Raw genomic sequence first — 26175 nt, forward strand, 5'->3', positions numbered from 1 at the left:
CAGGAAACTGGCGCGGCCGGCCGGGGCTCCGCCGGACCCTCGGACGGCGCCTGCTCAGCCGAACGTGTAGCCGTGGCTTCCGGCGACCGCGCGCAGCACCTCGTCGGTCGAGTCGCCCGTGACGTGCGGATACTGGTCCGTCAGCACGCGCCCGAGTTCGTCGAGCGTCTCGGCGAGCACCGCTCCCGCGAGGCGGACGTCGGCATCCTCGGCGCAGGCCGCGGCATCCCGCAGTTCCATCGCATAGCCGACCGCTCGTGCCGCCGAGAGTCGCTCGTCCTTCTCGGCGAAGTAGAAGATCTCGGTGTTCTGGACGAGGTCGGCGGTGAGCTCCGCGATCGCGCGGGCGACGGACGAGACGACGGATGCCGCGACCCCCGACGTCACCGCCGGAGGCAGCGTCGTCATGCCGGCGGCGTGCATGCTCGTCAGCTCGATCGCGAGTGCGCGACGCCGGGCGAGCGCGGGATACAGCTGCATGAACCATGACACCGCCCCCGAGAGCAGCACGAACCCGGTGAGCGCTTCGAGCGGTGACAGCAGCCGGATGAGCGGTTCGGCGGGCACGACATCGCCGAGGCCCAGCGTGGTCAGGGCCACGAGCGAGAACGTCAGCGACTCGAGGAACGGGTGGTACTGCTCGGGATCGACGCCGCTGTAGGAGAATCCATCGGGCACGTGCGGCAGGTAGACCAGCGCCCAGCCGAACGCGAGCAGGACGATCCACACCATGATGGTGAGCAGGACGGTGAGCGGCCCCCCGACCACGAGCAGGGTCCGGCGCCCCCGCGAGAGCCCCCACACCGAGCGGAAGACGAGGGTGGTGAGGCGCCCGGTGGACGCGGGTCGGAGCAGCGTGTGGAAGACGTCGTTCAGTGCAACGACGATCATGACGACGCCGACGACGGTGCTCACGGCTGCCATGGGCCCACAGTATCCGCGAAGTGTCGGCCCGGGGCCCCGGCGGCGGAGTCGATCAGTCGGTCAACCCCCGCCGGACGGTGGGCAGAGGAATCTAGAATCGAGCGCCTGGAGGAGGATGCGGATGCCGCTCGACCCGTTCTTCGAGGAGCGCCTGCGGGTTCACCGCCGGTACCTGTTCGATCAGGCGCTCGGATCGGTGCGCAAGCGCCTCACGGCGCTGTGGCCTTTCGGGCGGGCACCCGTGCCCGCGCCGCGTCCCGCCTCGGGGCCTGCCTCCGCGCCGACCTCGGCGGGCGCGAAGACGAAGAAACCCAAGCGGGCGCTGACGCCGCGCGAGAAGCACCGCCGGGCGGCGCTCGCGTGGGATCGAGCCGAGCTTCAGAACGTGGGCACCCCGGGCCCCGACATCCGCACCACCGAGCACACCGTCGAGGTCGCGGGCCGTCCTCCGGTGCGTGTCCGCATCTATCACCCGCCGGGCGGCGACGAGAAGCCGACGCCTGCGGTGCTGGCGTTCTTCGGGGGAGCCTTCCGCATCGGCGGCATCGACTATCCGACGACGGATGCCGCGTTCCGCCGGCGGGCGGTCGACGCCGAGGTCGCGGTCGTCGCCGTCGACTACGCCCTCGCGCCGGAGCACCGGTATCCGACGCAGGTCGAGCAGGGGTACGCGGCGCTGCGGTGGCTGTTCGAGCACGCCACCGACCTCGGGATCGACCGCGACCGGATCGGGCTGCTCGGCACGTCGGCCGGGGCTGGGCTGGCCGCCGCAGTGACGCTCATGAATCGCGACGGGGCGGGGCTTCCGCTGCGGCTGCAGGTGCTCGAGGTCCCGGTCGTCGACCTCACGGGCGGCAGCCTCGACCTGCGCGCGACCCGGGCCCTCCGCATCCCTCGGTTCCTGGTGCTGCGCGAGCTGCGCTCGGTGGCGCGCACCTACCTGCCGGGCAGGCGATCGGCCCGCGACGCGTACGCCTCGCCGCTGCGGGCCGCGTCGCACGCCGGGCTGCCTCCGGCGGTGATCCTCACGGCCGAGTTCGACCCTCTCCGGGGTGACGGCGACGCGTATGCCGCCGCGCTGCGTCGGGCCGGGGTCGATGCGAGCGCCGTGCGCTACCTCGGCGTCACGCACGACACGCCGATCTTCACGCGCGTCCTTCCCGCTGCGCGACGCTGGCACGACGACGTCGTGGCCGCGCTGCGCCGCCTGCACGTCTGACCGCAGACGGTGGACGGCGCGAGGCATCCGCTCTAGGCGGCGGTCTCCTTCACGGCGTGGGTCGTGGCCCACTCGAGCGCGAAGTCGGCGATCTCCTCCCAGCCGGCCTGGCTGACGAGGCGGTGGGTGCGACCCGGGAAGGTCTTGTAGTCGACGACCGCCGGGCTGCCCGACTTCTTGTACTTCTTCACGATCGCCTCGCCGATGGCCGGGGGGACGACGTGGTCGATCTCACCCGTGATGATGAGCAGCGGCGCGCGGTCGGTGCGGCCGTAGTCGACGTGGGTGACGCCGCCCTTCTCGTTGACGACGGACGTGACGCCCTCGAAGAACACGCGGTTGTAGGAGTTGACCGCGTACTCGTCCCAGAGCTTGTCGGACTCGCTGCGCGGGAGGTCGTTGCCGAAGGTGAAGTGGAAGTGGCGCTTGCTCAGCGGCTTCGCGCCGTTGATGTCGAAGGGGTTCGAGAGGATCGGGGTGCCCGTCCACAGCGTGGAGAGCGGAAGCGTGGTGACTCCGGCGGTCTGTCCGGGCGCGACCCCGACGTATGCCACCCCGAGTCCGCGGTCGGCGAGCATCTGGGTGAGCACTCCACCGAAGGAGTGGCCGATGATGATCGGCTTCTGCGGCAGGTCGCGGATGATGCGCTCGTAGTTGTCGGCGATCTGCTTCAGCCCGATCCCCTTGAGCGCGGCCGGGTTGCGGCGGATGTCGTCGACCGAGCGGTCGTCGATTCCGGGCCAGCCGGGGACGATGACCGGGTGGCCGGCGGCGCGGAAGCGCTCGGCCCAGGTGTCCCAGCTCTTCGGCGTCATCCAGAGGCCGTGAATGAGGACGATGGGGGTCTTCGTCGTGGTGTCCATGTCGATCTCCTGTCGGTGTCTTCGTGATTCTGGGTCCGGCTCGTGATCGCCGGTGTACCCTGATGGTAGACCGAACGTTCTATCTACGCAACGCTATTCCCGTTGACATCCGCAATCGCACGAGGTGGCACGATGGACCCGGAGAACACACCATGAGCACCGCCCCCACCCCCACCGCGACGACGCGCCCTTCATCCGCACGACAGCGGCTGCTGGATGCCGCGACCGAGCTCTTCTACGGCGAAGGCATCCACTCCGTCGGGGTGGACCGCATCATCGAGGCCGCCGGGGTGACCCGCGCGACGATGTACAAGCAGTTCGAGGGGAAGGAAGGGCTGGTGCTCGCCTACCTGCGCGGTGAGGACGACCAGCTCCGGGGGCTCTTCGACGCCGCGGGCGCGGCATCCGACGACCCGGACGTGCTGCTCGAACTCGTGATCGAGGGGATCGCCGAAGACATCCGGCTGCGCCACACGCGCGGGTGCCCCTTCATCAACGCCGCCGCGGAGTACCCCGACGAGGGACCCGTGCGCGACCTGATCGCGGAGCACCGGGAGTGGTTCCGGTCGACGCTCGAGCACCTGGCGACCACCGCCGGGCTCGATGACCCGGCCGGGCTCGCCGCCTCGCTCGTACTGCTGCGCGACGCCGCGCTGGTGGGCGGCTACCTCGACGGTCAGGACCGCGTGGCTCCGGCGTTCGCGCGCACCGCGCGCGGCGTGATCTCGTCGCACCGCCCCTGAGCAGGTCGAAGGTTCGCCGAGGGGTCGCGGGCGACGATCGCCCCCCGCGGACGACGGTCCTCTGCGCCCCTTTGCCGCCCGCTCGGAGGCGCGCCACATCGTTCACACCGGTCACTTTCGTCCCGACACGCCGTGTGGAACGGCCCGAAACCCCGGAAATACGCGGATCTGCGGCCGATGTCAGGTACATTCGAGGCGGTCGATCCGACCAGCCGGGGGGCTTTCGCCGTCCGGTCCGAGCAATGAACAGGGCGGCGTCCCGTCGCCTTCGGAGGACAATCCCCATGGCCGACAAGTCCATCACCAAGACCGAACTCGTCGCGAGCATCGCCAGCGCGACCGGGCAGAGCCAGTCCGCCGTCTCGGGCGTGCTCGACTCCCTCTTCTCCACCGTCTCGGAGGCGGTCGCCAAGGGCAGCAAGGTCTCGATCCCCGGCTGGATCTCGTTCGAGCAGGTCGCGACCTCCGCTCGCACCGGCCGCAACCCGCAGACGGGTGAGGAGATCAAGATCCCCGCGGGCAAGCGCGTCAAGGTGACGGCCGGCTCGAAGCTCAAGGCTGCGGTGAAGTGACGCGAGTCGGATCAATGCCGCGCATGCGGCGTTGATGCGATTCGGGTCAGGTTGAGTAGGGCGCGCGAGCGCCCGTATCGAAACCTCATCGAATCGGGGGATGCCGCGAGCCGCGGCATCCCCCTTCTGCATGCGTGCGCGGGTCGACGGATGATCACGCCGACGTAGGCTGGACGGGTGACCCAGACGCCCACTCGCACCCGCGCCGACGCGCCGCGCGAGACGTCTCGGCGGGCCGACCCCGCGTTCGCGCTGCGGGTCGCGGGGCCGGTGATCCTCGTCGTGACGGCGCTCGTCGTGCTCGTGTGGGCACTGGCCTACGGCGGAGGCGCCGCCCCGCTGGCCATCGGCGACCCCGGCCCGCTCGCCCGGTGGGGCCTGCCCACCGCGAAGCTCTTCGTCAATCTGTCAGCGGCGGGGATGGCGGGCACGCTCGTCACGGCGCTCTTCGCGCTGCGGGCGGGGGAGCGCGAGTTCGACGTCGCTCTCGACACCGCATCGATCTCGGCCGCGATCTTCACCGTCGCGGCGGCCGCGACCGGCTTCCTCACCTTCGTCGACGCTTTCAACCCGCAGGTCGACGCCGGCCCCGAGTTCGGCGCGCAGCTCGGGCGCTTCCTCGTCGAGACCGAGGTGGGGCGCACGTGGCTGATCACCACGGTGGCGGGGGCCGCGCTCACCGTGCTCACGTTCGCGGTGCGCTCGTGGACGGCGACCTTCTTCGTGGCGATCCTCGCACTGGCCGCGCTCGTCCCGATGGGAACCCAGGGCCACTCCGGCGACGAGGCGTTCCACCACGAGGCGATGGCGGCTCTCATCCTGCACATCATCGCCGCGGCGGCGTGGCTGGGCGGACTGCTGCTCATGGTGCTCGTGCGTCCGCTCCTCGGCCGGGATCGACTCGCGGACGTCCTCGCGCGCTATTCCAGCATCGCCCTGGCGGCCTTCGTGGTCGTCGCCCTCTCGGGAACCGTCCGGGCGGCCATCGGACTGCGCGACTGGCAGGCGCTGTTCTCCCCGTACGGCCTGATCCTGATGATCAAGGTCGTCGCGCTCATCGCGCTCGGCGCGCTCGGCGCCTGGTACCGCGCACGGCTGATCGGCCGGCTGCGGGACGATGCGGCATCCCGCACCTTCTGGACCCTGATCGCCGTCGAGCTGGCGCTGATGGGTGTGGCGAGCGGCGCCGCGGCGGCGCTGGCACGCACCCCTCCGCCGGTGGCCGCCGCGCCCCCGGCCGCCCGCACGCCCGCGGAGATCCTCAGCGGAGCGCCGCTGCCGCCCGCGTTGACGCCCGACCGCTGGCTCACCGCCTGGAACGTCGACATCCTGTGGGCGGTCGCCGCGGGCTTCGGGGTGTTCTTCTACCTCGTCGGCGTGTGGCGGCTGCGTCGCCGCGGCGACAGCTGGCCGGCCTATCGCGCCATCATGTGGGTCGCGGGACTGCTGCTGCTGGTGTGGGTGACCGGCGGCGTCATCAACGTGTACCAGGACTACCTCTTCAGCATGCACATGGTCGGGCACATGCTGCTGACCATGGCGGTCCCCATCCTGCTGGTGGCGGGCGCGCCCGTGACGCTCGCGGCCCGAGCGATCCGCAAGCGCGAGGACGGCACGCGCGGCGGGCGCGAGTGGATCCTGTGGGCGGTGCACTCGCCGGTCGCGCGGGTGCTGACGAACCCCTTTGTCGCCGCCGGCCTGTTCATCGGCTCGCTGTGGGTCTTCTACTACACCGACCTGTTCCGCTGGTCGCTGTACGACCACCTCGGGCACGAGTGGATGGTGGCGCACTTCCTCTTCACCGGATACCTGTTCGTGCTCACGCTCATCGGCATCGACCCGGTGCCGTACCGTCTGCCGTATCCGGGGCGGCTGCTGCTTCTCATCGGCATCATGGCTATGCACGCCTTCTTCGGCATCGCGATCATGATGCAGAGCGGGCTGATGGTCGCGGAGTGGTTCGGGTCCATGGGCCGGACGTGGGGTCTGCCGCCGCTCGAGGACCAGTACTTCGGGGGCGGCGTGGCGTGGTCGATCGGCGAGATCCCGACGCTGATCCTCGCGATCACCGTCGCGATCCAGTGGAGCCGCAGCGACGCGCGCGACCAGAAGCGCCGTGACCGCCACGCCGACCGCACGGGTGACGCCGAGCTCGAGGAGTACAACGCGCGGCTCGCCGAGCTGGCGGCGCGTGACGCGCGCACTCTCGGCTGACCGCGGCGCGGGACTACTGCGTGTCGGGTCCGGTCACGACGATCGAGGCCGTGCCGTCCGGGAGGACCGAGATCCGTCCGCCCACCACGAACGGGACGTCCTCGCTCACCTGGCTGACCGACCCGTCGAAGAGCGACCGGATGGCGACGTCGATGTGAGCGACGGCCTGAGCCGGGACGATGCTCCACCCGGCGCCCTCCGGTTCGACCTCGACCCTCGGCTGCTGCGCGATCGACCACTGGGGCAGCGAATCGATGCGGTCCTGCACGACGTATCCGAACGGGCAGGCTGTCGGCTGCAGCACCTGCTGGGTGGCGCACGCGGTGAGGAATTCCTCGACCTTCTCCTGCACGACGGCGACGAACTCCTCGGTCGCCTGCGCCTGGACCTCAACGGGGATGCTGTGAAGCGGCGCGTCGGACAGTACCGCGACCCCCGGGGTCGCCGAGATGGCCGTGTCGACCGCGACGGAGTACACGCCGGGGGAGAACACCAGGAGGGGGAGCGGAGCGAGGGGATCGGCATCCGCCCCCTCGGCGGAGACCTGACGCTTGTCGAGCTCGAAGCCGTTCACGGTGAACTGCATCGAGCCCTTCACCACGAGCTGCATCACGGCGAGCGGGCTGGTCGAGAAACGCCACGTGGGGGCGATCCCGACCGAGCCGTCTCGTTCGACGTGGAAGGTGGTCGTGCCGGGGTACCCGCCGGCCTCGTACCGGACCGTGACGGCCGTGATCGCACCGTCGACGGTCTCCGACACCACCTCGGCGTCGGTGAGCGGAGCCAGGGCGGCCTTGCGGAGCAGGGCTTCGGAGGCGGTGGCGGGAAGCCCGGCCGCCTCCAGCTGCGCGGAGTCGACCCGCACGCCGGGGACGGTGAGCGCTTCGGCCGCGCGCCCGGACGACAGCATCCCCAGGTAGCGCTCGACGAACGCCGTCGGACTGTAGAACTGCTGCTGGATCGCACCGAAGGCCGCGACGGCGGCCGCGATGAGGAGCACGCCGACGATGGCGAGCATCGTCATGTCGAACGCGAGACCGCGCCGGCGACCGCGGGTCGGTGCGGTGTCCACGGCGCCTTGCTCCACGAGCCCAGTCTAGGAACACCCGTCCGAGCGGCTTCTCCCGCCGTCACGGAGGGTGATGCGCGTCCACGGATCGGCGGGGAGGCGCCGGCTCGCGGCATCCGCTGGTTAACATGAATCGGTGACCACGCCCCCGCTGTCCGCCGAACAGGAGGCGCTGTTCCGGCTCATCGAAGACACTCGCGAGCACGTCTTCGTGACCGGTCGTGCGGGCACCGGCAAGTCCACGCTGCTGCAGCACCTGGCGTGGAACACGAGCAAGCAGATCGCGGTGTGCGCGCCGACCGGCGTGGCGGCCCTAAATGTCGAGGGGCAGACGATCCATTCGCTGTTCCGGCTGCCGATCGGGCTCATCGCGAACAGCGAGATCGAGCAGTCCGATGCGGCCCGGAAGATCCTGAACGCCATCGACACGCTGGTCATCGACGAGATCTCGATGGTCAACGCCGACCTGATGGACGCGATCGACCGCTCACTGCGGCAGGCCCGCGGGCGGCGGGCCGAGCCGTTCGGCGGCGTGCAGATCGTGATGTTCGGCGATCCCTACCAGCTGGCACCCGTGCCGCCGCGCGGCGACGAGATGCGGTACATCCGCGATCACTACCGCTCGTTCTGGTTCTTCGACGCGAAGGTGTGGGTCGGCGAAGCGGCGGGTGACGGCATCATCGACGTCGGCGCGTACGGGGCCGACCTGCACATCCGCGAGCTGGTCGACATCCACCGCCAGTCCGACCCCGCGTTCAAGGCGATGCTGAACGCCGTGCGCTACGGGCGGGTCACCGCCGACATCGCGCAGGTGCTGAACGACACCGGCGCCCGCACACCTCCCGACCCGAAGGACGGCGAGCACCCGATCATCACGCTCGCCACCCGCAACGACATCGTCAACAACATCAACCGGCGTCACCTCTCCGAGCTCGTCGGCCGAGAGCAGACCGCGGTCGCCGAGATCAACGGGGATTTCGGGAGGGGGGATGCCGCGTACCCGGCCGACGTCGAGCTCAAGATGAAGGTCGGGGCCCAGGTGATGTTCCTGCGCAACGACACCCAGTCCTACGGCGAACCGCCCCGCTGGGTGAACGGGACGATCGGCACGGTGACCCGGATCGCCGGCGGAACCGTGCGGGTGGAGGTCGACGGTCAGGAGTTCGACGTCGAACCGGCCGTGTGGGAGAGGTTCCGCTACGCGTACGACGCAGGGTCGAAGTCGCTGTCGCGCGAGATCGTCGCCGAGTTCACACAGTTCCCGCTGCGGCTCGCGTGGGCCGTGACGATCCACAAGTCACAGGGCAAGACCTACGACCGCGCGATCGTCGATCTGGGATCCGGTGCCTTCGCGCCGGGGCAGACGTACGTTGCACTGTCGCGTCTGACGTCGCTCGAGGGCCTCTACCTCTCACGTCCGCTGCGCCCGAGCGACATCCGCGTCGACCCCGACGTGATGAGGTTCATGTCCGCCGTCTACCGGGAGCGAGCGCAGGCCAAGCTTCAGGCGACCTGAGCGGCCTTCGCGTCGGCGAGATCGGCGAACAGCTCGGTGTTGAAGCGGTACGCGAGCAGCACTTCGTCGATCACGCGCTCCTGTTCGGCGGCATCCCAGGGCGCGGCATCCAGTTGATCCCGATAGACGTCCTTGAACGCCTTCGGGTCGGCGATGTCCTCGAAGAGGTAGAAGCCGATGCCGTTGGTGTCGAACCCGAACCGCCGGGCCATGAGCCGCCCGATGAACTGGCCGCCGGACAGGTCGCCGAGGTAGCGGGTGTAGTGGTGGGCGACGAAGCCCCCTGCCCACGTCGCGCCGACCTCGTTGATGCGGGCGACGTAGCGCTCGGTCGTGGGGAGCGGCCGGATCGCCTCACGCCAGTCGGGTCCGACGAGGAATTCGAGGTCGGCCTCGAGCGCCGGAAGGCGTGTGAGCTTGTCGCTGATGAACACGGCCGCGACGGGATCGTTCCGCATCTGCTCGGCGGTGCGCTCGAGCGCCTCGTAGATGAACCAGTGCTGGGCGACCAGAGCGATGTAGTCGTCGCGCGTGCCCTGACCCTGCACGAGATCGGCCATGAAGCCGGAGTGCTCGCTGGACGAATGCGCGCGGCTGGAGCGCTCTCGAAGGGCGGTCGAGAACGGGATCGGGTCGCTCATGGCCTCATTGTAGGAGATTTAGGGTCACCTAACCTCTGCGGATTTCGATCAGCCGTGGGGGCGCGGCTCGACACCACGCCGCCGGCACGCCTCGTCGTACAGGGCGACGATCTCGCGCCGCACCTCCGGCCGCTGGGTGATGGCCCCGCCGAGCCACGCGGCGCGGACGATGGTGCGCGAGCCGTCGAAGAGGTGCGCCTCCCAGCTGCCGCCGTCGCCGTCGAAGCCCGTCATCGTCGCGGACACCACGTCGTCACCCGGTCCGAAGGCCTGCGCGATCAGGAGATTGTCGTCACCGTGGTCGCCGTTCATGTGGGCGAGGACCGCGTCGCGCACCGACATATCGAAGACGTGGGTCATTCCACAACCCTACGAGTACCGACTTCTGCCCAGGTCGGCGTGTGTTTGAATCTATGGAGATCATCGGGGGAAGTATGCGGATCCATCGCAGAAGTCGGCGCGCTGTGGCAGCCGTCTCCGCCGTTCTCGTCCTCGGCCTCGCTCTGATCGGGTGCGCCCCGGAGCGCAGTGTCGAGATCGACATTCCTCCCCAGGCCGACGCCTCGCTGCCCGACGCGACGATCGAGCAGCTTCGGGGCGCCGTCGAGAACGCGATGGCTGCGACCGGTTCATCCGGGGCGATCGTGGGCGTGTGGGCGCCGTGGAGCGGCAGCTGGGTCACCGGCCTCGGTACGCAGAAGGTGGGCGGCGGCGACGAAGTGACCGCCGACATGCAGTTCCGCGCGGGTCGCTTCGCGCGCTCGATGACGTGCGACGTGCTCTACGCGGCCGCAGCCGAGGGCAAGGTCGAACTCGACGATCCGGTCTCGGACTGGGTGGCGAGCGTCCCACTCCTCACCGATGTGACGCTCGAGCAGCTGTGCGACGGGACGTCGGGCATCGGGTCGTACACGAATCAGCTTCTCCGCACGTGGCTGGTCAACCCTGATCGTCGCTGGAACCCGCGCGAGCTCGCGAGCTTCGGGCTCGGCCTGCCGCGCACCGGCGAGCCTGGTGCCGCCTACCGCGACTCGGACGCAGGGTACGTGCTCCTCGGCCTCGCCCTCGAACGGGCTCTGCAGGCGCCGGCGGCCGACCTCTTCGAGGAGTACGTGGCGCAGCCCCTCGGCCTCGATGCCACGCGACTCGGAGGGTTCACGAGCGAGAACGTGCTCGAGGGCCTGCACTCCCGTACCGGCGAGGGCGGCAATCTCAACTGCTTCGAACCCGTCGACATCACCGACCTGTCGCCGACCACCGGCTACACCGACAGCGGTGTCGTGAGCGACATCGACGACCTCGCCACCTACGCCCAGGCGCTCGCCACGGGCGCGCTCCAGCCCCAGGTCGACGACCGCTTCGCCGATCCCAAGCCGCCGCGCTCCGGACTCCCGTCCTGGTACACGGTGGCCGGGGGCGCCGTGCAGGCAGGCTCGCTCATCGGCCAGTTCAGCTCGGTTCCCGGGTACACGAGCGCGGCCTTCGCCGACCCGGCCACGGGCCTCACGGTGGCCGTGGTGCTCAACAACTCCGGCGCCGGCGCCAGCTTCGGCGGCTACCTCGCGTGGGAGCTGGCGGCGATCGCCTCGAAGGCCCCGGCGGCGGCCGGCGAGACCGCCCCCGAGGCGGGCCTGCCGTGGACGGCTGAGCAGTACCACCAGACCATCTCCGAACGGGCACGCTGCGCCCCGGCCGCGTGAGCACGCCCACGCCCCGCACGGGGGCGGGCCCCGCGACACTGCTTGTCGTGGCGGGCCTCGCCTGCCAGGAGGTGGGCGCGTCTCTCGCCGTCCTGCTCTTCCCCCAGGTCGGCCCGCTCGGCATGGTGATGCTCCGGCTCTTCTTCTCCGCGCTGGTGCTCCTCGCCATCGCGCGACCGTCCCTGCGCGGACACTCCCGCGCCGCCTGGGTCGCGGTGGTGCAGTTCGGTCTCGTCCTCGCGGTGATGAACGGACTCTTCTACCTCGCGCTGGAGCGACTGCCGCTCGGTGTCACCGTCACGATCGAGGTGCTCGGTCCGCTGGTGCTGTCGATCGTCGCGGCGCGCCGCGCATCGGCCTGGCTGTGGGCGCTCCTCGCTTTCGCGGGAGTGGTGGCCCTCGGCGGCGGGGGATGGGACGACCTCGACCTGGTCGGCGTGCTCTTCGCCCTCGGTGCGGCCGCCAGCTGGGCGTTCTACATCCTCGCCTCGGCACGGGTCGGTCGCGCCTTCCCGAAGCTCGACGGGCTGGCCCTTGCGATGGCGGTGGGCGCCGTCGTGTCGCTGCCGTTCGGGATCCTCGATGCGGGTCCGGCACTTCTGCAGATTCAGCTCGTCGCGCTGGGCGCCGCCGTGGCCGTGCTGTCGTCGACGATCCCGTACGCCTTCGAGCTGATCGCCCTGCGCCGGCTCCCGGCATCCGCTTTCGCCATCTTGATGAGCCTCGCCCCTGCCACCGCGGCGCTCGCGGGCTTCGTGCTTCTCGGGCAGGAGCTCGCGTGGCTCGAACTCGTCGGGATCGGCCTGGTCATCGCTGCGAGCATCGGGGCCGTCCGCGCCTCGGCGCGCGCCGCCCGCGGCACGGCGGAGCCGCTCGCCTGACCGGGGTGCACTCGTCGGTCAGCGCGCGGCGCGCTCGGAGGCGCGAGCCTCGCGCCGCCGCCCGGCCCGGGCGATCAAGAACAGCACCGATCCGACGACGACGTACGCCGCGGCGCCCAGCCAGACGATCCCGGTCTGCTGCGTGAGGAGCACGATGCAGGCGATGATGCCGAGCACGGGGACGATCCGCGGCACCGTGAAGTGCGGGTGGTCGACCTTGTCCTTCTTCAGCACCAGCACGCTGACGTTCGCCGACAGGAACACCAGCAGCAGGAGCAGCACGGTCGTCTCGGCGAGGGTCGACACGTCGCCGACCACGGTCAGCGCCATGGTGACGCCGGCGACCACCAGGATCGACACCCACGGCGTGCGGCGCTTGGGCAGCACGCGTCCGAACGCGCGGGGCAGCAGGTCGGCTTCCGCGAGTCCGTAGCCGACGCGGCTCGCCATCACCATGAACAGCAGGGCGCCGTTGGCGATGGCGACCAGCGCGATGAGGCTGAACAGCCAGGTGGGCACGGCGATGCCGCTCGCGGCGACCACGTCGAGGAGCGGTCCGGTCGACTCCGCCAGTTCGGCCGGCGGCACCACGATCACCGCGCCGAGCGCGATCAGCAGGTAGACGACCGCTGCCGTGGCGATCGCCCCGAACAGCGCCCGGGGGTACGACTTCGAGGGATTGCGCACTTCTTCGGCCATATTCGCGGCGGCTTCGAATCCGAGGAACGAGAAGAAGGCGATGACGGATGCCGCGAACGCGCCCTGCAGCGGAGGCACGTCCGGTGCGAACTCGAGCACGCGCGACGGGTCACCGCCGCCGCTGCCGAAGACCATGGCGGCGAGGACGATGACGATCACGAGCCCGGTCACCTCGATGATGGACGCCACGAGGTTGGCGGTGAGCGACTCGCGCACGCCGCGCAGGTTGATGAGCGTGAGCACGGCGATGAAGGCGATCGCGGTGGGGATCGCCGGCAGGTCGATGAGCTCGCTGAGGTAGTCGCCCGCGAAGGCGTTCGCCAGCGCCGCGGCCGTCGTGATGCCCGACGCCATCATGAGGAATCCGACGAGGAACGACAGGTACGGGATGCCGAACGCACGGTCGACGTAGCGGGCGGCACCGCCCGCATGCGGGTACTTCGTGATGAGCTCGGCGTACGTGCCGGCAGTCAGCAGCGCGACGACGAGGGCGATGAGCAGCGGCAGCCAGATGACGCCGCCGACGTCGGCCGACATGGAGCCGACGAGGGTGTAGATGCCGGCGCCGAGCGTGTCGCCGACGATGAACGCGAAGAGCAGCGGGGTGCCGATGGCGCGCTTGAGGCCGACGGGGGCGGCGTCGGGAGAGGCCGTGGCGAGATCGTTGTTCATGAGTGAAGTCCTTCCCGCCTCTCACCCTGCGGCACCGGTCGGCCTTGCGGGGAGGTCTTGACATTGCCGTGCTCGGTCCGGTCGGGGTCCTCGGCGGGGCTGGCCGCCCGGTTCGGGGCGGGATGCTTCGGGTTCGGGGCGCGGCGGATGCACGGCACGCCGATGCGTGCGGCGGGTCGAAGCCGTTTCGCGCCCCGAACCCCGTCCGCCCGATAGTCTCGCGCCATGACCGCTGCTGACGGCGCCGCTGAGGAGTCGAGCACCCGTCCGGGCGCGTCCTGGCGATTCTTCGTCGGCCTGGCGCTGTGGATCGCGGCCGTTCCGCTCGCCGCGTTCTTTCTGCACACCTCGCTGGTCGCCACGAGTGTCGTGTTCCCGCTCGGGCTGTTCAGCTCCGTCCCCGAGCCGAACCTCGCCGAGACCCTGTCAGGGCGGTTCTCGTGGATCGCCGGCCTCGCCGTCGCCGTCGCCGTCGTCGCCGCCATCGCGCAGCGCTGGGTGCTGCTGTGCCTGGCGGTGCTGCTCGCGGCAGGCGCTGTTCTCGGGGCGACGGTGCTGTCTGCGGTCTAGCTGTCCCCCCCCTCGGCGGAGCGGGACCGCCCACTGCGGACCGGTTCCTACGGCACCCACTCGAGCAGCCGGTGACGACGCGCGAGGTTACCCCCGCGAATTCAGCTTCACGTGAGCCGCCTCAGCGTCGAGCGAGACGCGCTCGCCGTAGACCCACGCCTGAGACCGATCGTTCACCAGATGGCGGAAGACCCAGCGCAGCACCGCGTCTTGGAACACGCGTGCGACGGGACCGGCTGTCTTGCTGCTGCTCGAGCGCGCGCCCGCGGCGACGATCCGCTCGACCCGCCGCCGGCGTTCGGCCTCGAAGGCGGCGAAAGCGGAAGGCGGCGTGCCGGCGTCGCGCAGGCACCGCGCCAGCACCACGGCATCCTCCAGCGCCATCGACGCGCCTTGCCCGGAGCTCGGCGCCGGGGCGTGCAGTGCATCGCCGATGAGCCCCAGGCGACCCCGGTGCCAGCGTCGCACGCGCGGCAGGTCGTACGTGGCGTCGCCCGCGAGCTCCAGCTCGCCGGCCGCGATGAGCTCGGTGAATCCGGAGTGGTCGGGCTCGGCGAGGCTGCCCAGGTGTGCGAGCCAGTCCGCCGGTGAGGTCGCGGATCGCTCCTCGCGCGTGACCGGCGGTCGCGGTTCGTTGACGAACCACACGACGTCTCCGTCGGGTGTCGGCAGAGCCCCGAAGAACGCGCGCCGACCGAAGACGAACGTCCACGCCCCCGCCGGAAGGCCCGAGCTGGTCGCGGCCCCCGGCGAGATGCCGCCGAAGTTGGCGAGCCCGAGGTAGCGGGGGGTTGCGGCATCCGGATCGATCGCGGTGCGCACGACGGAGTGGATGCCGTCGGCGCCGATCACCAGATCGCCTTCGAGACGGGTTCCGTCCCGGAGGGTGACCCGCGCGCGGTCACCGTCATCATGGACATATGCCACGCGCGCGCCGTACCGCACCTGGATTCCGCGGCGCTGCGCTTCGGCGCCGAGCGCAGCCGCGAGGTCAGGCCGACGGAAGGACAGCGCCGGCGTGCCGTCGTCCAGCGTCCCGCCGAGCCCCAGCCGTCCGAGTTCGCGTCCGGTCGCGCCACGCATGAGGTTGTGCCGGGTCGGAATGCCGAGGGCGCGCACCGGATCCAGCGCTTCGATCGCCCCGAGAGCTGCGAGCCCGTTCGGGGCGACCGTGAACCACGAGCCGGCGACGCGCGTGCCCTCCGCCGCCTCGAGGACGATCGCGTCGACGCCCACGCGCTGCAGGGCCATGGCCGCAGCCGGACCGGCGATGCCTCCGCCGACGATGATCGCTCGCATGTAAACTCCGTTCGTCGGTACGAATGTCGTACAGTTCGATAATCGAAAGATACACAATGTCGACGGAACGTCAAGAGGCCATCGGCGAGGCCGGCTCGGCGATGCAGCGTTATCAGCGCAGCGTGCAGGCCTTCGACGACGCCGTCGGCCGCGCGTTGGGTGTCGGCCCCGCTGACATGCGATGCCTCGACTGGCTGAGCGACGGCGCGCGGACGGCGGGAGAGCTGGCGGTCGCGACGGGGCTGCGGCCCGCGGCCACGACGGCGCTGATCGATCGACTGACCGAGCGTGGCTTTGTGCGTCGCGTCCCCTCCCCGGACGACCGCCGCAAGGTGCTCGTCGAACTCACCGAGGAAGGACGCGCGAAGGTGTGGTCGGCCTACGGACCGCTCGTCGATGAGGGCGGCGCGGTCTTCGACGGCGTCGGCGTGGCACAGTTGCGCGCGTGGAGCGCCCTCCTCGACGAGATGACGGCGCTCACCGACCGTCACCGCGCTCGGATCGAAGCAAGCGACTGACTGGCATCACTGGCAAGAGATTCCCACGGCGCCTGCGCCAGGGGGGATGACGGGAATCGGCCACTCCGCCCCTCCACCCGCCGCTGCGCGGCGCGCGGAGCCTCCGCGGAGCGGGACCGCCCGCTGCGGGTCGGTTCCTACGGCACCCACGCGAAAGGCCCCGAGCCGGCACCTGCGGTGCCATCTCGGAGCCTTTGGAGGGGATGACGGGAATCGGCCACTCCGCACTCCACACGCCGCTGCGCGGCGCGCGGAGCCTCCGCGGAGCGGGACCGCCCGTTGCGGGTCGGTTCCGACGGCATCACCACGAAAGCTCCGGCGCACCGCCTGAAGGCGGTCCGTCGGAGCTTTGGAGGGGATGACGGGAATCGAACCCGCGCTATCAGCTTGGGAAGCTGAAGTTCTGCCATTGAACTACATCCCCGAACGCCTGCGGCGCCTGGCCAGGATAACAGAGCGGATGCCGCGAGCCGAGCCGAACGCCGAGCCGAGGCATCCGATGGCCGCCGCTAGGCTGGCCCCGTGCTGCTCAGTGACCGCGACATCCACCTCGAGATCGACGCCGGCCGCATCGGCCTGACGCCGTGGGAGCCCGACATGGTGCAGCCGTCGAGCGTCGACGTGCGGCTCGACCGGTACTTCCGGCTGTTCGACAACCACAAGTACCCCTTCATCGACCCGGCGCAGGACCAGCCCGAGCTCACGCGGCTCATCGAGGTGGCCCCCGAGGAGCCCTTCGTGCTCCATCCCGGCGAGTTCGCGCTCGGTTCGACGTTCGAGCAGGTGTCGCTTCCCGACGATGTCGCGGCCCGGCTCGAGGGCAAGTCGTCGCTCGGACGCCTCGGTCTGCTCACGCATTCCACCGCCGGCTTCATCGACCCCGGATTCTCGGGGCATGTGACCCTCGAGCTGTCGAACGTGGCGACCCTGCCGATCACGCTCTGGCCGGGGATGAAGATCGGGCAGCTGTGCTTCTTCCGCCTTTCGTCGCCCGCCGAGAACCCCTACGGATCCGGGCCCTACGGCAATCGCTACCAGGGCCAGCGCGGACCGACGGCGTCGCGGTCGTTCCAGAACTTCCACCGCACGGATGTCGGATCCACCGACGCCGGAGCGCCCGGGCGCTGACGCCACGACTGCGGGCGATCGGGGTGGCGCCGGCCGAGGTGGCGGCGCCACCCCGATGGCTGCCCCAGCGACATCGGGCGCAGGCTTCGACCATCGGCCGCGCCCGCCCCAGTCTGCGGCCCGTGTCCCCACACGTGCGCGGCCGCATCGACCCGATGGCTACTGCAACTTGCAGTATAGGCACCGGTACCGACGGAGTCGACTATCGTTTTCGGTGTCGGACGACGCCCCGCCGAAAGGCCGCCGTCGACGGCCCGAACGGACGCTGGGGTGGCGTCGCGCGACGCCCGAGGGGACGGCGATGACGCCTGAAGACGAGCAGGAACTGCGGAGGCTCCGCGAGCGCGCGTACGGTCCAGCCGCCGACATCGTCGACGACCCCGCCGCCCTCGCGCGGCTCCGCGAGCTGGAGCGGGAGTACGAGGCGCACGCCGCGGCGAGCGTCAGTTCCGGATGGCCGGCACCCGACGTCGACGACGCCACGGCGAACGGCCGCGACCCGCAGGGTGAGGGGGAGGACCGCGATGAGGCCGCCTCGGCGGAGGAGGCCGACGCCGACGTGCGCGGAGACGACGGCCTCAGTGCGCCGCGCCACCCGGCCGACCCCGCCGACGCCGACGATCCGCCGACCGCGGGGGATGCGGCATCCGGAACCGGCGAAGCCGACGATCCCGAAGACGCTCCCTCCCGCGCGCGACTCGCGATCTCGCGGCGCACCGCCTGGCTGTGGGCGGGCTCGGTGGTGGTCGCCCTCTTCGTCGGGGCGGCGCTCAGCCTCGCGATGTCGTCGTGGTCGGGAGAGCGAGCGGCTGTGCTCGCCGAAGCCGACATCGAGGACTGGCCTTCGCTCAGCTTCGGCGAGCCCGAGGAAGGCTCGCGCATCTTCGAGGACTACTTCGGCCTCACGCCGGTCCTCGTGCCGAGCGCACTCGGATCCGACAACCAGCAGCGGGTGCCGTGCATGTTCGTCGTGATCCTCACCGACTACGACGGCGGCGACCCGCCGGGCACGGCAGGGTCGACGGTGTCGGCCGGGTGCGCGGACGGGGCCTTCCCGCCGGTCGCGTCGTTCACGGTGACGGATGCCTCGCCCGAGGCCCTCCGCGAGGAGCTGCCCGTCGGGACCAGCGTGCAGATCACGATCGACGGCGACGAAGCGCACGTGTCGGTGCGCCGGCCCTGACCTCTCCCGCGGGTCAGGTTCCGACCACGAGGGCGAGCGACGTGTCGCCGCACGGCACCACCGCGGCCCCGCCGGGGAGCGCCGTGCGCGGACCCACCGGGCGGCGCAGCGCGTCGCCGAGGCCGTCCGCCCGCAGGATCGATCCAGGTTCGCGCCGGGCATCCGTCGAGGTCACGACCCGTCCCGACGCGTTGACCAGGGTCGCGGGCGTCGCGCCGGTGCGCATGACCGGAAGCAGCGTGCGCTCCAGGCGGTCGACGAGCGCGTCGGCGCCGACGACGCCGACGATCCGATCCCCGATCCGCACCGGCGTGGTGATCGTCACGGTGTAGTCGTCGGTGCACACGTAGTCGACGTAGGGGCCGGTGAGGTGCCGCGTCCCCGTGGCCGTCGGCACACGCCACCACTCCAACGCCGTGTAGTCGCGGAACTGCTCGTGCGAGGGGTCGTCGATCGTCGCCAGCCGGCGCACCGAGCGGTCGGCACCCGAGCCGCCCAGCCACCAAGCCAGGTGCCACTCGGCGTCGGCCAGGGCTCCGGGCGTCGCGACGAAACCGGCGCCCGTGAGCAGCGTGTCTCCCGAGACGGCGGGCACGGCGAAGGCCTCGACGACCGGGTCGACGCGCACGGCGCTGAGCGAGGCATCCGCTCTCCATCGATCCTCGAGGAGGTCGCGCCAGCCGTCGATCATGGCGAAGATGCCGTCGATGGTCGCGGCGACATGGGTGGCGACGTCCAGGTGCGAGCGGGTCGCGATCGTGGTCATGAGCCCTCCTCCGGCGAGAGTGGAACGGATGCCTCGTCCTGCGCGAGCGCATCGATCCTCGCTCGTTCGTCGACGAGCCATTCGAAGGCGCCGTCGATGTGCGCGATCGTCGCTGCGCGGGCCGCTTCGGGTGCGACATCTCGGATGGCCTCGATGATCCGCGTGCGCGCGAGGGCGCTGCGGTCACGGTACTCCTGTTCGCGCAGGCACATCCAGAGCAGGGGGCCCGCTTCGCTCTGGAGTCGCATCTCCTCGTGCACCAGGCGGGGGGACTGGCTGACGGCGGCCACCTCGAGCTGGAACCTGCTCACGGCACGGCGCGCGCCCCCGGCCGTCTCGAGGTCGGCGCCCGCAGCGATGCGGTCGAGGTTCTCGAGGTCGTCGTCGCTCGCGCGGTTCGCGGCCGTCTCGGCGGCGGTGCCCGCGATCGCCGATACGTGCAGAGCGAGGTCGCGCAGCTCGATGCGGCTGATCTCCCGCAGCCGGCGTTCCAGCATCCGTGCTGCCGTCTCGCGGTCGAAGGTGACGAAGCTGCCGCCGTCGCGGCCGCGCCGCGTGCGCACGAGTCCCTTGTCGCGCATGACCTCGAGTGCTTCGCGGGCGGTGACGAGGGCCACTCCGAGGCTGCGGGAGAGGTCGGACTCGCTGGGCAGCCGCTCGCCGTCGCGCAGCACACCGCTCACGATCGCGTCGGTCAGGCGCTGCTCCACGAGCTCCGCGCGGCCGGTTCCGTCCAGCGGTGAGAACACGACGGCGCGTGCGGCGTCGACGCGTCCTGTGGCATGCGGCATCCGGCGTCCCTCCCGGTCTGAAGGGGCTCCTTCGCAACCGTGACATGACCGTAACACGATGGGTCATCTTTTGACATATGGATCCATATGATTTAGTTGCATCGACGCGAAGGAGCGGTCCATGACCGAGCAGCAGCCCGCCATCCGGCTGACCGGACTCACCAAGGAGTTCGGCACCGTCACCGCGGTCGACCATGTCGACCTCGAGATCGGCGCCGGGGAGTTCTTCTCGATGCTCGGCCCGTCGGGGTCGGGCAAGACCACCGTGCTGCGGCTCATCGCCGGCTTCGAGCAGCCGACCAGCGGCACCATCGAGCTGTTCGGGCAGGACGTCACCAAGAAGGCGCCCTTCGACCGTGACGTCAACACGGTGTTCCAGGACTACGCCCTCTTCCCGCACATGAACGTGCTCGACAATGTCGCCTACGGGCTGCGCGTCCGCGGGGTGGGGCGGTCCGAGCGGCGCGCGCGGGCGATGAAGGCCCTCGAAGCCGTCCGACTCGAGCAGATGGCGTCCCGCAAGCCCGCGCAGCTCTCGGGCGGTCAGCGGCAGCGCGTCGCCCTCGCCCGGGCGACCGTCGTGCAGCCCAAGGTGCTCCTGCTCGACGAGCCGCTCGGCGCACTCGACCTCAAGCTGCGCGAGCAGATGCAGGTCGAGCTGAAGCAGATCCAGCGCGACCTCGGCATCACCTTCATCTTCGTCACCCATGACCAGGAGGAGGCGCTCACGCTGTCCGACCGGGTCGCCGTCTTCCACGACGGACGCATCGAGCAGCTCGGCACCCCGTGGGAGCTCTACGAGCAGCCGGCGTCCCGCTTCGTCGCCGACTTCGTCGGCACGTCCAACCTGTTCGATCCCGACCGGTCGGCGGCGCTCATCGGCCGGGCAGGAGAGCACTCGATCCGGCCCGAGAAGCTCACGCTGCGCTCCGAGGCCGCGAGCGAGCCCGGCCAGCGCTCGGCCCCCGGAACCATCGTCGAATCGATCTACGTCGGCAGCGGCATCCGTCGTGTCATCGACCTCGATGCCGGCATGCGCGTGACCGTCCTCGAACGCAACGACAGCAGCCGCGACGCCGACGACGCGCGCGGCGACCGCGTGCACGTCACCTGGCGCGACGCCGACGTGGTGTCGCTGATCCCGCCCGGCACCTGAGCCGGCGCAAGACCTGGGCACCCGCCCCGGAGAACACAGCAGTTCCACAACACCGAGAGGAACACCCATGATGCACACATCACGCGGCCGCCGGATCGCCGGCACCGCGCTGGCGATCGGAGCGATCGCCGTCCTCGCCGGCTGCGGCACCGCCAGCGGAGGCAGCGCGGCGCCGTCCGAGCAGGTCGACGAACTCGGCGAGTACGAAGGGTCCGTCTCGATCCTCGCCTGGCCCGGCTACGTGGAGGACGGCAGCAACGACCCGGCCGTCGACTGGGTCAGCGGTTTCGAGGAGGAGACCGGCTGCGAGGTCACGTCGAAGACGTACGGCACGTCCGACGAGGCCGTCAACCTGATGAAGACGGGCGACTACGACGTGATCGCCGCGTCGGGCGACGCGACGCTGCGCCTCATCGCCGCGGGCGATGTCGCGCCGGTCAACACCGACCTCATCCCGAGCTACGAGGGCATCTACGACTTCCTGAAAGAGAAGGAGTGGAACTCGGTCGACGGCCAGTCGTACGGCGTGCCGCACGGGTACGGCGCGAACCTGCTCCTCTACAACACGGAGGTCGTCTCGCCGGCGCCCACGTCGTGGGACATCGTCTTCGACAAGGCGAGCGAGTACTCGGGCAAGATCACCGCGTACGACTCGCCCATCTACATCGCCGACGCGGCGGTGTACCTGATGGCGCACCAGCCCGAGCTCGGCATCGAGAACCCGTACGCGCTCGACGAGGAGCAGTTCCAAGCCGCCGTCGACCTGCTGAAGGAGCAACGACAGCACATCGGCGAGTACTGGTCGGACTACCTCAAGGAGATCCAGGCGTTCGAGACCGGCGACTCGGTGGCAGGCACCACGTGGCAGGTCATCCAGAACGTGCTCGCCGGAGGCGACGCGACCACCGAGGTCGTGCTGCCCGAAGAGGGCGCCACCGGATGGTCGGACACCTGGATGATCGCGTCCGAGGCGAAGAGCCCGAACTGCGCGTACGCGTGGCTCGACTGGATCGCCAGCCCCGAGATCAACGCGCAGGCGACCGCCTACTTCGGCGAGGCGCCGTCGAGCCAGGAGGCGTGCGACTACCGCGACGACTGCGAGGCGTACCACGCGGGCGACGAGGAGTACGCGTCGCAGATCTGGTACTGGACCACGCCGATCGCCGACTGCGTCGACGGCCGCACCGATGTCGAGTGCGTCGACTACGCGAAGTGGACCGAGGCCTGGACCGAGATCAAGGGCTGACGCCCTGACGAACCGCCGGGGGCGGCGACCGCGAAGCCGCGCCGCCCCCGGTCTTCACACCGACTCCGCGAGGAACCCCATGACGACGACCGACCTGCAGCGTCCGGATGCCGCCCCGCCACGCCCCGACTCCCCGGCAGCGCGTTCGACGCGCTCGCGGTCGTCGCGGCGGATTTCGTCGTTCCTGACGACGCACCCGCGCACGCGGCTCGCCCTGCTCTTGAGCGCGCCGCTGTTCTGGCTCGTCGTGGTCTACATCGTCGCCCTCGCGCTGCTGCTGGTGACGGCGTTCTGGCGCGTGGACCCGTTCACCAACGAGATCGTCATCGACTGGACGCTCGACAACATCATCACCGTCGTGACCGGCACGCTGTACCAGACGGTCACGCTCCGCACGGTCGGGGTCGCGCTGCTCGTGACGCTCATCGACGTGGTGATCGCGCTGCCGATCGCCTTCTACATGGCGAAGGTCGCGTCCCCCCGCATGCAACGGATCCTGGTGATCGCCGTGCTCATGCCGCTGTGGGCCAGCTACCTCGTCAAGGCGTACGCGTGGCGCTCGGTGCTGTCGCAGGAGGGGATCCTGGAATGGATGCTGGCGCCCTTCGGTCTGCACACACCGGGGTACGGTCTGCCGGCGACCGTCGTGACGCTCTCGTACCTGTGGCTTCCGTACGTGATCCTGCCGATCTACGCGGGCCTCGAACGCGTGCCGGACTCGCTGCTGGAGGCGTCGGCCGACCTGGGCGGCAAGACGTGGCGCACGCTCGGAAGCGTGGTGCTGCCGCTCGTGTTCCCCGCCATCATCGCCGGCACGATCTTCGCCTTCTCGCTGTCGCTCGGCGACTACATCACGGTGAACATCGTCGGCGGAGCCAACCAGATGCTCGGAAACCTCATCTACGCGAACATCGGCGCGGCGGGCAACCTGCCGCTCGCGGCGGCGATCGCGCTCGTCCCGATCGTCATCATCTTCGGCTACCTGGCCCTCGTGCGTCGCACGGGCGCCCTGAACAACCTCTAGGACCCCGCATGCGACTCTCCACGCCGGCCCGGGTCATCCTCGGGATCGTGACGGGCGTCATCCTGCTCGTCGTCTACCTGCCGCTGTTCGTCGTGCTGGTGAACTCCTTCTCGACGTCGACGTCGCTGACCTGGCCGCCGCCGGGTCTCACCCTCGAGTGGTGGGGCAAGGCGTTCCAGAGCGCCGGAGCTCTCGACGCCGTGCTCACGAGCGTGCAGGTCGCGATCATCGCGACGCTCATCGCGCTGGTGCTCGGCACCCTCATCTCGTTCGCGCTGCAGCGGTTCGCGTTCTTCGGGCGTGAGGCGATCTCGTTGCTCATCATCCTGCCGATCGCCCTGCCCGGCATCATCACGGGCATCGCGCTGAACAACTTCTTCCGCACGATCATGGGCGTCCCGCTGTCGATCTGGACCGTGGTCATCGCCCACGCGACGTTCTGCATCGTCACCGTGTTCAACAACGTCATCGCCCGGCTCCGCCGCACCGGCACGAACCTCGAGGAGGCATCGGCCGACCTGGGCGCGGGCGTGTGGACGACGTTCCGGCTCGTCACGTTCCCGCAGCTGCGCTCGGCGCTGCTCGCCGGCGGCATGCTCGCCTTCGCCCTGAGCTTCGACGAGATCATCGTGACCACGTTCACCGCGGGCTCGGGCGTCACCACGCTGCCGATCTTCATTCTGAACAACATGTTCCGGCCGAATCAGGCGCCGATCGTCTCGGTCATCGCCGTGGTGCTGGTCCTGGTCTCGATCATCCCGATCTACCTCGCGCAGCGTCTCTCGGGCTCGGAGCAGACCCGGCGCTGAGCCTTCCCGGCGTCTCCCGTCGTTCGCCCCGAAGCGGATGGGGGAGCGGATGCCGCGGCGCTGCATGTCTCCTGGCGGAGACGAACAACGGCGCCGCTCCCGCGAGGGGAACGGCGCCGTCCAGCGAAGCCGGGGTCAGGCGGCGGTGCCGGGCGCGTGCGGGTCGGCGGGACCGGCCTGGGCCGCACCGAACCCGGCGGCGAACCCGCGTTCGTACGCCCGCTCGGCCTTGCGGTGCCCGCGGCCGTGCCCGTGGCTGTGACCATGCCCGCGGCCGTGCCCGTGGCCGTGGCCGTGGCCGTGGCCGTAGCCTGGCCAACCCGCCGCGTCGGCGTGGCCGTGGCCGTGGCCGTGACCGCCCCAGCCGTGGCGCCAGCCGGGCCCGTGCCCGAAGCGGCCGTGGTGGGTGTGTGGGCCCGGGGCGGGGCATCCGTCGTCGAACGCTTCACCCGCCCACGCGTCGCCGTGCGAGGTGCTGCGGCGAGGGTCGCCGGGCCGACCCGGCCGGCCGGGCCCGAACCCGTGGTGGAGGTTGGGCCCCCACCCGAAGCGGAGGTCGGGGCGGAACGGCCGCGGGCCGCCGAAGCCGCGACCCCAGGGGCCGCGGCCGGGAGGGAATCCGGATGCCTCGTCCCAGCCGAGCTCGCGGGCGATGGCCTCGAGTGAGGCCATCGTGGTGGCGTAGTCCTCGGGCGAGACGGCCCCGGCGACGCGTGCCCGGATGCTGTCGACCGCGGTCGACAGGCGCTCGCGCGCCGCGCGCCCTTCATCGGTCAGGGCCCACGTCCCGTCGCCCTGCTCTTCGACCCACCCGAGGTCTTCGAGGCGGCGCAGACGCTTGCCCTTGCGGGCGAGGCGCTCGGCGGCACCCGGTGCGTCGACGTCGCCCGAGAGCACGTTGAGGATCATCCAGTCGCGGCGCGTCACGCCTTCGCTCTGGAAGGCGGCGGCGAACTCGCGGGTGAGGAGCGCGTCCACGGCACGCAGCCAGTAGCCCAGCGGGCGGCGCTCGCCGGGAACGGGGCCGGGATCGGGATCGTTCTGAGGGAGGTCGTCGTCGTTGTTCATGAGTGGTCCTTTCAGGAGCGGCTGGCCGCCGCGTTATATGTCCAAGTGCATGCATATGCAGTGTGACATGTAATCAGGATCTATGTCAAGACACATGTAAATTGGAGGGCGTGCCCCAGAACCCCGCCGACCCGGTCGACGCGATCGCCGCCGCCCTCGCGCGCCTCCGCGGACGACGGATGCCTCGACCCCCCTGGGACCAGTCCGGTCGGCCGCCGTGGGACCAGGCCGGAGGTCCGCACCCCCACGGCCACCACGGCGGCGGTCCGCACGGGCACGGCGATGCTCCGTGGGGCCGAGGCGGACCGCACGGCCGCGGGCACCTGCCCCCGCCCTGGGCAGGGCCGGCGCGCATCGGCGGGCCGGCGCGCATCCGGCTGCTCGAGGCGTTGGCCGCGGCATCCGACCCCCTCTCGATCGGCGAGATCGCCGACGCCGTCGGGGTCGATCAGCCGCGGGCGTCGCGGCTCGTCCAGCAGGCGGTCGGGATGCAGCTCGTGCGCCGCGAGGTCGACCCCGAGGACGCCCGCCGCACCCGCGTCGCGTTGACGGATGCCGGAGCCGCCCTGGTGCGGGGGTTCCGCGGCGAGCGGCGCGACGCGGTCGACACGGCCCTGTCGGGGTTCACGGCCGACGAGCGGGCCGAGCTGGCCCGGCTGCTCACCAAGCTCGCCGACGCCTGGCCCGGCGCCTGACCCGGAGCGCGCGGGCAGGCGGCGCGACGAGGCGACGCGGCCGGTCGAGGCGCGCGTCGGTGAAACGGCGGGGACGGTTGCGGCGATTTCGCTCTCCGCGGGCCGCAGACCCGGGGTTCGTCCCCGCGGTTTGACGGGGATCCCGTCCCGGCCAGCCCAGCCGGGCTCGCCGTCGGGCCGCGGGCTGCCCGTGCCGCAGGCTGCGGGTG

At 70.8% G+C, this 26175-nt stretch carries 26 protein-coding genes and 1 tRNA gene; 16 read left to right on the forward strand and 11 right to left on the reverse strand.

The window, feature by feature from the left end; genetic code table 11:
• Nucleotides 1–54: 54 nt before the first annotated feature.
• Complete coding sequence (locus ACFUTX_RS10585) at nucleotides 55–924, reverse strand: ion channel (RefSeq protein WP_378863884.1); 870 nt, start codon at nucleotides 922–924, stop codon at nucleotides 55–57.
• 121 nt (nucleotides 925–1045) lie between these two features.
• Between ACFUTX_RS10585 and ACFUTX_RS10590 the strand changes: the two genes are divergently transcribed.
• Entirely contained in the window at nucleotides 1046–2143 is a 1098-nt protein-coding gene (locus ACFUTX_RS10590) for an alpha/beta hydrolase fold domain-containing protein (RefSeq protein WP_378863887.1), read from the forward strand.
• A gap of 32 nt (nucleotides 2144–2175) precedes the next feature.
• Here the strand turns inward: ACFUTX_RS10590 and ACFUTX_RS10595 are convergent, their stop codons facing one another.
• Nucleotides 2176–3006: an alpha/beta hydrolase gene (locus tag ACFUTX_RS10595; RefSeq protein WP_378863890.1), complete on the reverse strand. Its 831-nt coding sequence runs from the start codon at nucleotides 3004–3006 to the stop codon at nucleotides 2176–2178.
• A gap of 152 nt (nucleotides 3007–3158) precedes the next feature.
• Between ACFUTX_RS10595 and ACFUTX_RS10600 the strand changes: the two genes are divergently transcribed.
• From ACFUTX_RS10600 to ACFUTX_RS10610, 3 genes are all read left to right on the forward strand, one after another.
• On the forward strand, nucleotides 3159–3749 hold the full coding sequence (locus tag ACFUTX_RS10600) for a TetR/AcrR family transcriptional regulator (protein ID WP_378863893.1): 591 nt from the start codon (nucleotides 3159–3161) through the stop codon (nucleotides 3747–3749).
• Nucleotides 3750–4033: 284 nt separating this feature from the next.
• Complete coding sequence (locus ACFUTX_RS10605; protein ID WP_378863896.1) at nucleotides 4034–4321, forward strand: HU family DNA-binding protein; 288 nt, start codon at nucleotides 4034–4036, stop codon at nucleotides 4319–4321.
• A 270-nt stretch (nucleotides 4322–4591) separates the two neighbouring features.
• Nucleotides 4592–6535, forward strand: a complete 1944-nt coding sequence (locus ACFUTX_RS10610; protein WP_378864642.1) for a cytochrome c oxidase assembly protein — start codon at nucleotides 4592–4594, stop codon at nucleotides 6533–6535.
• A gap of 13 nt (nucleotides 6536–6548) precedes the next feature.
• Here ACFUTX_RS10610 and ACFUTX_RS10615 read toward each other — a convergent pair whose 3' ends face one another.
• Nucleotides 6549–7559, reverse strand: a complete 1011-nt coding sequence (locus ACFUTX_RS10615) for a hypothetical protein (RefSeq protein WP_378864645.1) — start codon at nucleotides 7557–7559, stop codon at nucleotides 6549–6551.
• Between the two features lie 181 nt (nucleotides 7560–7740).
• Between ACFUTX_RS10615 and ACFUTX_RS10620 the strand changes: the two genes are divergently transcribed.
• Nucleotides 7741–9120, forward strand: coding sequence for an ATP-dependent RecD-like DNA helicase (locus ACFUTX_RS10620; RefSeq protein WP_378863899.1), 1380 nt, complete (start codon nucleotides 7741–7743; stop codon nucleotides 9118–9120).
• Here the strand turns inward: ACFUTX_RS10620 and ACFUTX_RS10625 are convergent.
• On the reverse strand, nucleotides 9108–9761 hold the full coding sequence (locus ACFUTX_RS10625) for a heme oxygenase (biliverdin-producing) (RefSeq protein WP_378863902.1): 654 nt from the start codon (nucleotides 9759–9761) through the stop codon (nucleotides 9108–9110). The two genes, ACFUTX_RS10620 and ACFUTX_RS10625, sit on opposite strands and share 13 nt — an antisense overlap.
• A 48-nt stretch (nucleotides 9762–9809) precedes the next feature.
• Entirely contained in the window at nucleotides 9810–10121 is a 312-nt protein-coding gene (locus ACFUTX_RS10630) for a DUF2470 domain-containing protein (RefSeq protein ID WP_378863905.1), read from the reverse strand.
• A gap of 104 nt (nucleotides 10122–10225) precedes the next feature.
• On the opposite strand from ACFUTX_RS10630, the gene ACFUTX_RS10635 reads away from it, so the two are divergent.
• A complete protein-coding gene (locus tag ACFUTX_RS10635; protein WP_378863907.1) occupies nucleotides 10226–11461 on the forward strand; it encodes a serine hydrolase domain-containing protein in 1236 nt (411 codons plus the stop codon).
• Entirely contained in the window at nucleotides 11458–12342 is an 885-nt protein-coding gene (locus ACFUTX_RS10640; protein ID WP_378863910.1) for a DMT family transporter, read from the forward strand. Before ACFUTX_RS10635 ends, ACFUTX_RS10640 begins: the two co-directional genes overlap by 4 nt.
• A gap of 18 nt (nucleotides 12343–12360) precedes the next feature.
• On the opposite strand, the gene ACFUTX_RS10645 is transcribed toward ACFUTX_RS10640, so the two are convergent.
• Entirely contained in the window at nucleotides 12361–13713 is a 1353-nt protein-coding gene (locus tag ACFUTX_RS10645) for an APC family permease (RefSeq protein ID WP_378863913.1), read from the reverse strand.
• A gap of 225 nt (nucleotides 13714–13938) precedes the next feature.
• On the opposite strand from ACFUTX_RS10645, the gene ACFUTX_RS10650 reads away from it, so the two are divergent.
• Nucleotides 13939–14283, forward strand: coding sequence for a hypothetical protein (locus ACFUTX_RS10650; protein WP_378863916.1), 345 nt, complete (start codon nucleotides 13939–13941; stop codon nucleotides 14281–14283).
• An 87-nt stretch (nucleotides 14284–14370) separates the two neighbouring features.
• On the opposite strand, the gene ACFUTX_RS10655 is transcribed toward ACFUTX_RS10650, so the two are convergent.
• Nucleotides 14371–15582 carry an FAD-dependent monooxygenase gene (locus ACFUTX_RS10655; protein WP_378863918.1) on the reverse strand — a complete coding sequence of 404 codons (1212 nt, stop codon included), beginning with the start codon at nucleotides 15580–15582 and terminating at the stop codon, nucleotides 14371–14373.
• Between the two features lie 56 nt (nucleotides 15583–15638).
• On the opposite strand from ACFUTX_RS10655, the gene ACFUTX_RS10660 reads away from it, so the two are divergent.
• Complete coding sequence (locus ACFUTX_RS10660; protein ID WP_378863921.1) at nucleotides 15639–16100, forward strand: MarR family winged helix-turn-helix transcriptional regulator; 462 nt, start codon at nucleotides 15639–15641, stop codon at nucleotides 16098–16100.
• A 350-nt stretch (nucleotides 16101–16450) separates the two neighbouring features.
• Here the strand turns inward: ACFUTX_RS10660 and ACFUTX_RS10665 are convergent.
• Nucleotides 16451–16524 (reverse strand) — tRNA-Gly (locus ACFUTX_RS10665).
• A gap of 98 nt (nucleotides 16525–16622) precedes the next feature.
• Between ACFUTX_RS10665 and dcd the strand changes: the two genes are divergently transcribed.
• Together dcd and ACFUTX_RS10675 are read left to right on the forward strand one after the other, a co-directional pair.
• Nucleotides 16623–17228, forward strand: coding sequence for a dCTP deaminase (gene dcd / locus ACFUTX_RS10670; protein ID WP_378863924.1), 606 nt, complete (start codon nucleotides 16623–16625; stop codon nucleotides 17226–17228).
• A 301-nt stretch (nucleotides 17229–17529) separates the two neighbouring features.
• Nucleotides 17530–18411, forward strand: coding sequence for a hypothetical protein (locus ACFUTX_RS10675; protein WP_378863927.1), 882 nt, complete (start codon nucleotides 17530–17532; stop codon nucleotides 18409–18411).
• A 13-nt stretch (nucleotides 18412–18424) separates the two neighbouring features.
• On the opposite strand, the gene ACFUTX_RS10680 is transcribed toward ACFUTX_RS10675, so the two are convergent.
• Nucleotides 18425–19177 (reverse strand): cache domain-containing protein, encoded by a 753-nt coding sequence (locus tag ACFUTX_RS10680; protein WP_378863930.1) that lies wholly within the window; start codon nucleotides 19175–19177, stop codon nucleotides 18425–18427.
• Nucleotides 19174–19968, reverse strand: a complete 795-nt coding sequence (locus ACFUTX_RS10685; RefSeq protein ID WP_378863932.1) for a FadR/GntR family transcriptional regulator — start codon at nucleotides 19966–19968, stop codon at nucleotides 19174–19176. The genes ACFUTX_RS10680 and ACFUTX_RS10685 overlap by 4 nt, the downstream gene beginning before the upstream one ends.
• A 121-nt stretch (nucleotides 19969–20089) precedes the next feature.
• Here ACFUTX_RS10685 and ACFUTX_RS10690 point away from each other — a divergent pair, with 121 nt between their 5' ends.
• The 4 genes from ACFUTX_RS10690 to ACFUTX_RS10705 all read left to right on the forward strand — a co-directional run bounded on the left by ACFUTX_RS10690 (nucleotide 20090) and on the right by ACFUTX_RS10705 (nucleotide 24203).
• Nucleotides 20090–21124, forward strand: coding sequence for an ABC transporter ATP-binding protein (locus ACFUTX_RS10690; RefSeq protein ID WP_378863935.1), 1035 nt, complete (start codon nucleotides 20090–20092; stop codon nucleotides 21122–21124).
• Between the two features lie 67 nt (nucleotides 21125–21191).
• Nucleotides 21192–22370 carry an ABC transporter substrate-binding protein gene (locus tag ACFUTX_RS10695; RefSeq protein WP_378863938.1) on the forward strand — a complete coding sequence of 393 codons (1179 nt, stop codon included), beginning with the start codon at nucleotides 21192–21194 and terminating at the stop codon, nucleotides 22368–22370.
• Between the two features lie 79 nt (nucleotides 22371–22449).
• Nucleotides 22450–23394, forward strand: a complete 945-nt coding sequence (locus tag ACFUTX_RS10700; RefSeq protein ID WP_378863941.1) for an ABC transporter permease — start codon at nucleotides 22450–22452, stop codon at nucleotides 23392–23394.
• An 8-nt stretch (nucleotides 23395–23402) separates the two neighbouring features.
• Nucleotides 23403–24203 (forward strand): ABC transporter permease, encoded by an 801-nt coding sequence (locus tag ACFUTX_RS10705; protein ID WP_378863944.1) that lies wholly within the window; start codon nucleotides 23403–23405, stop codon nucleotides 24201–24203.
• A 135-nt stretch (nucleotides 24204–24338) separates the two neighbouring features.
• On the opposite strand, the gene ACFUTX_RS10710 is transcribed toward ACFUTX_RS10705, so the two are convergent.
• A complete protein-coding gene (locus tag ACFUTX_RS10710) occupies nucleotides 24339–25271 on the reverse strand; it encodes a MarR family winged helix-turn-helix transcriptional regulator (protein ID WP_378863947.1) in 933 nt (310 codons plus the stop codon).
• 110 nt (nucleotides 25272–25381) lie between these two features.
• Here ACFUTX_RS10710 and ACFUTX_RS10715 point away from each other — a divergent pair, with 110 nt between their 5' ends.
• Nucleotides 25382–25966, forward strand: coding sequence for a MarR family winged helix-turn-helix transcriptional regulator (locus tag ACFUTX_RS10715; RefSeq protein WP_378863950.1), 585 nt, complete (start codon nucleotides 25382–25384; stop codon nucleotides 25964–25966).
• Nucleotides 25967–26175 lie beyond the last annotated feature (209 nt).

Source organism: Microbacterium sp. NPDC057407 (assembly GCF_042803895.1).
In the GTDB taxonomy this organism is placed as follows: Bacteria; Actinomycetota; Actinomycetes; order Actinomycetales; family Microbacteriaceae; genus Microbacterium.

Excerpts from the sequence above, each read along its gene's own strand:
- ACFUTX_RS10705 (WP_378863944.1), top strand. The coding sequence starts at position 23,403 with ATGCGACTCTCCACGCCGGCCCGGGTCATCCTCGGGATCGTGACGGGC.
- ACFUTX_RS10685 (WP_378863932.1), bottom strand. The coding sequence starts at position 19,968 with ATGCCGCATGCCACAGGACGCGTCGACGCCGCACGCGCCGTCGTGTTC.
- ACFUTX_RS10655 (WP_378863918.1), bottom strand. The coding sequence starts at position 15,582 with ATGCGAGCGATCATCGTCGGCGGAGGCATCGCCGGTCCGGCTGCGGCC.
- ACFUTX_RS10710 (WP_378863947.1), bottom strand. The coding sequence starts at position 25,271 with ATGAACAACGACGACGACCTCCCTCAGAACGATCCCGATCCCGGCCCC.
- ACFUTX_RS10600 (WP_378863893.1), top strand. The coding sequence starts at position 3,159 with ATGAGCACCGCCCCCACCCCCACCGCGACGACGCGCCCTTCATCCGCA.
- ACFUTX_RS10675 (WP_378863927.1), top strand. The coding sequence starts at position 17,530 with ATGACGCCTGAAGACGAGCAGGAACTGCGGAGGCTCCGCGAGCGCGCG.
- ACFUTX_RS10695 (WP_378863938.1), top strand. The coding sequence starts at position 21,192 with ATGATGCACACATCACGCGGCCGCCGGATCGCCGGCACCGCGCTGGCG.
- ACFUTX_RS10590 (WP_378863887.1), top strand. The coding sequence starts at position 1,046 with ATGCCGCTCGACCCGTTCTTCGAGGAGCGCCTGCGGGTTCACCGCCGG.
- ACFUTX_RS10625 (WP_378863902.1), bottom strand. The coding sequence starts at position 9,761 with ATGAGCGACCCGATCCCGTTCTCGACCGCCCTTCGAGAGCGCTCCAGC.
- ACFUTX_RS10700 (WP_378863941.1), top strand. The coding sequence starts at position 22,450 with ATGACGACGACCGACCTGCAGCGTCCGGATGCCGCCCCGCCACGCCCC.
- ACFUTX_RS10585 (WP_378863884.1), bottom strand. The coding sequence starts at position 924 with ATGGCAGCCGTGAGCACCGTCGTCGGCGTCGTCATGATCGTCGTTGCA.
- ACFUTX_RS10595 (WP_378863890.1), bottom strand. The coding sequence starts at position 3,006 with ATGGACACCACGACGAAGACCCCCATCGTCCTCATTCACGGCCTCTGG.
- ACFUTX_RS10680 (WP_378863930.1), bottom strand. The coding sequence starts at position 19,177 with ATGACCACGATCGCGACCCGCTCGCACCTGGACGTCGCCACCCATGTC.
- ACFUTX_RS10605 (WP_378863896.1), top strand. The coding sequence starts at position 4,034 with ATGGCCGACAAGTCCATCACCAAGACCGAACTCGTCGCGAGCATCGCC.
- ACFUTX_RS10690 (WP_378863935.1), top strand. The coding sequence starts at position 20,090 with ATGACCGAGCAGCAGCCCGCCATCCGGCTGACCGGACTCACCAAGGAG.
- ACFUTX_RS10650 (WP_378863916.1), top strand. The coding sequence starts at position 13,939 with ATGACCGCTGCTGACGGCGCCGCTGAGGAGTCGAGCACCCGTCCGGGC.
- ACFUTX_RS10645 (WP_378863913.1), bottom strand. The coding sequence starts at position 13,713 with ATGAACAACGATCTCGCCACGGCCTCTCCCGACGCCGCCCCCGTCGGC.
- ACFUTX_RS10660 (WP_378863921.1), top strand. The coding sequence starts at position 15,639 with ATGTCGACGGAACGTCAAGAGGCCATCGGCGAGGCCGGCTCGGCGATG.
- ACFUTX_RS10630 (WP_378863905.1), bottom strand. The coding sequence starts at position 10,121 with ATGACCCACGTCTTCGATATGTCGGTGCGCGACGCGGTCCTCGCCCAC.
- ACFUTX_RS10615 (WP_378864645.1), bottom strand. The coding sequence starts at position 7,559 with ATGACGATGCTCGCCATCGTCGGCGTGCTCCTCATCGCGGCCGCCGTC.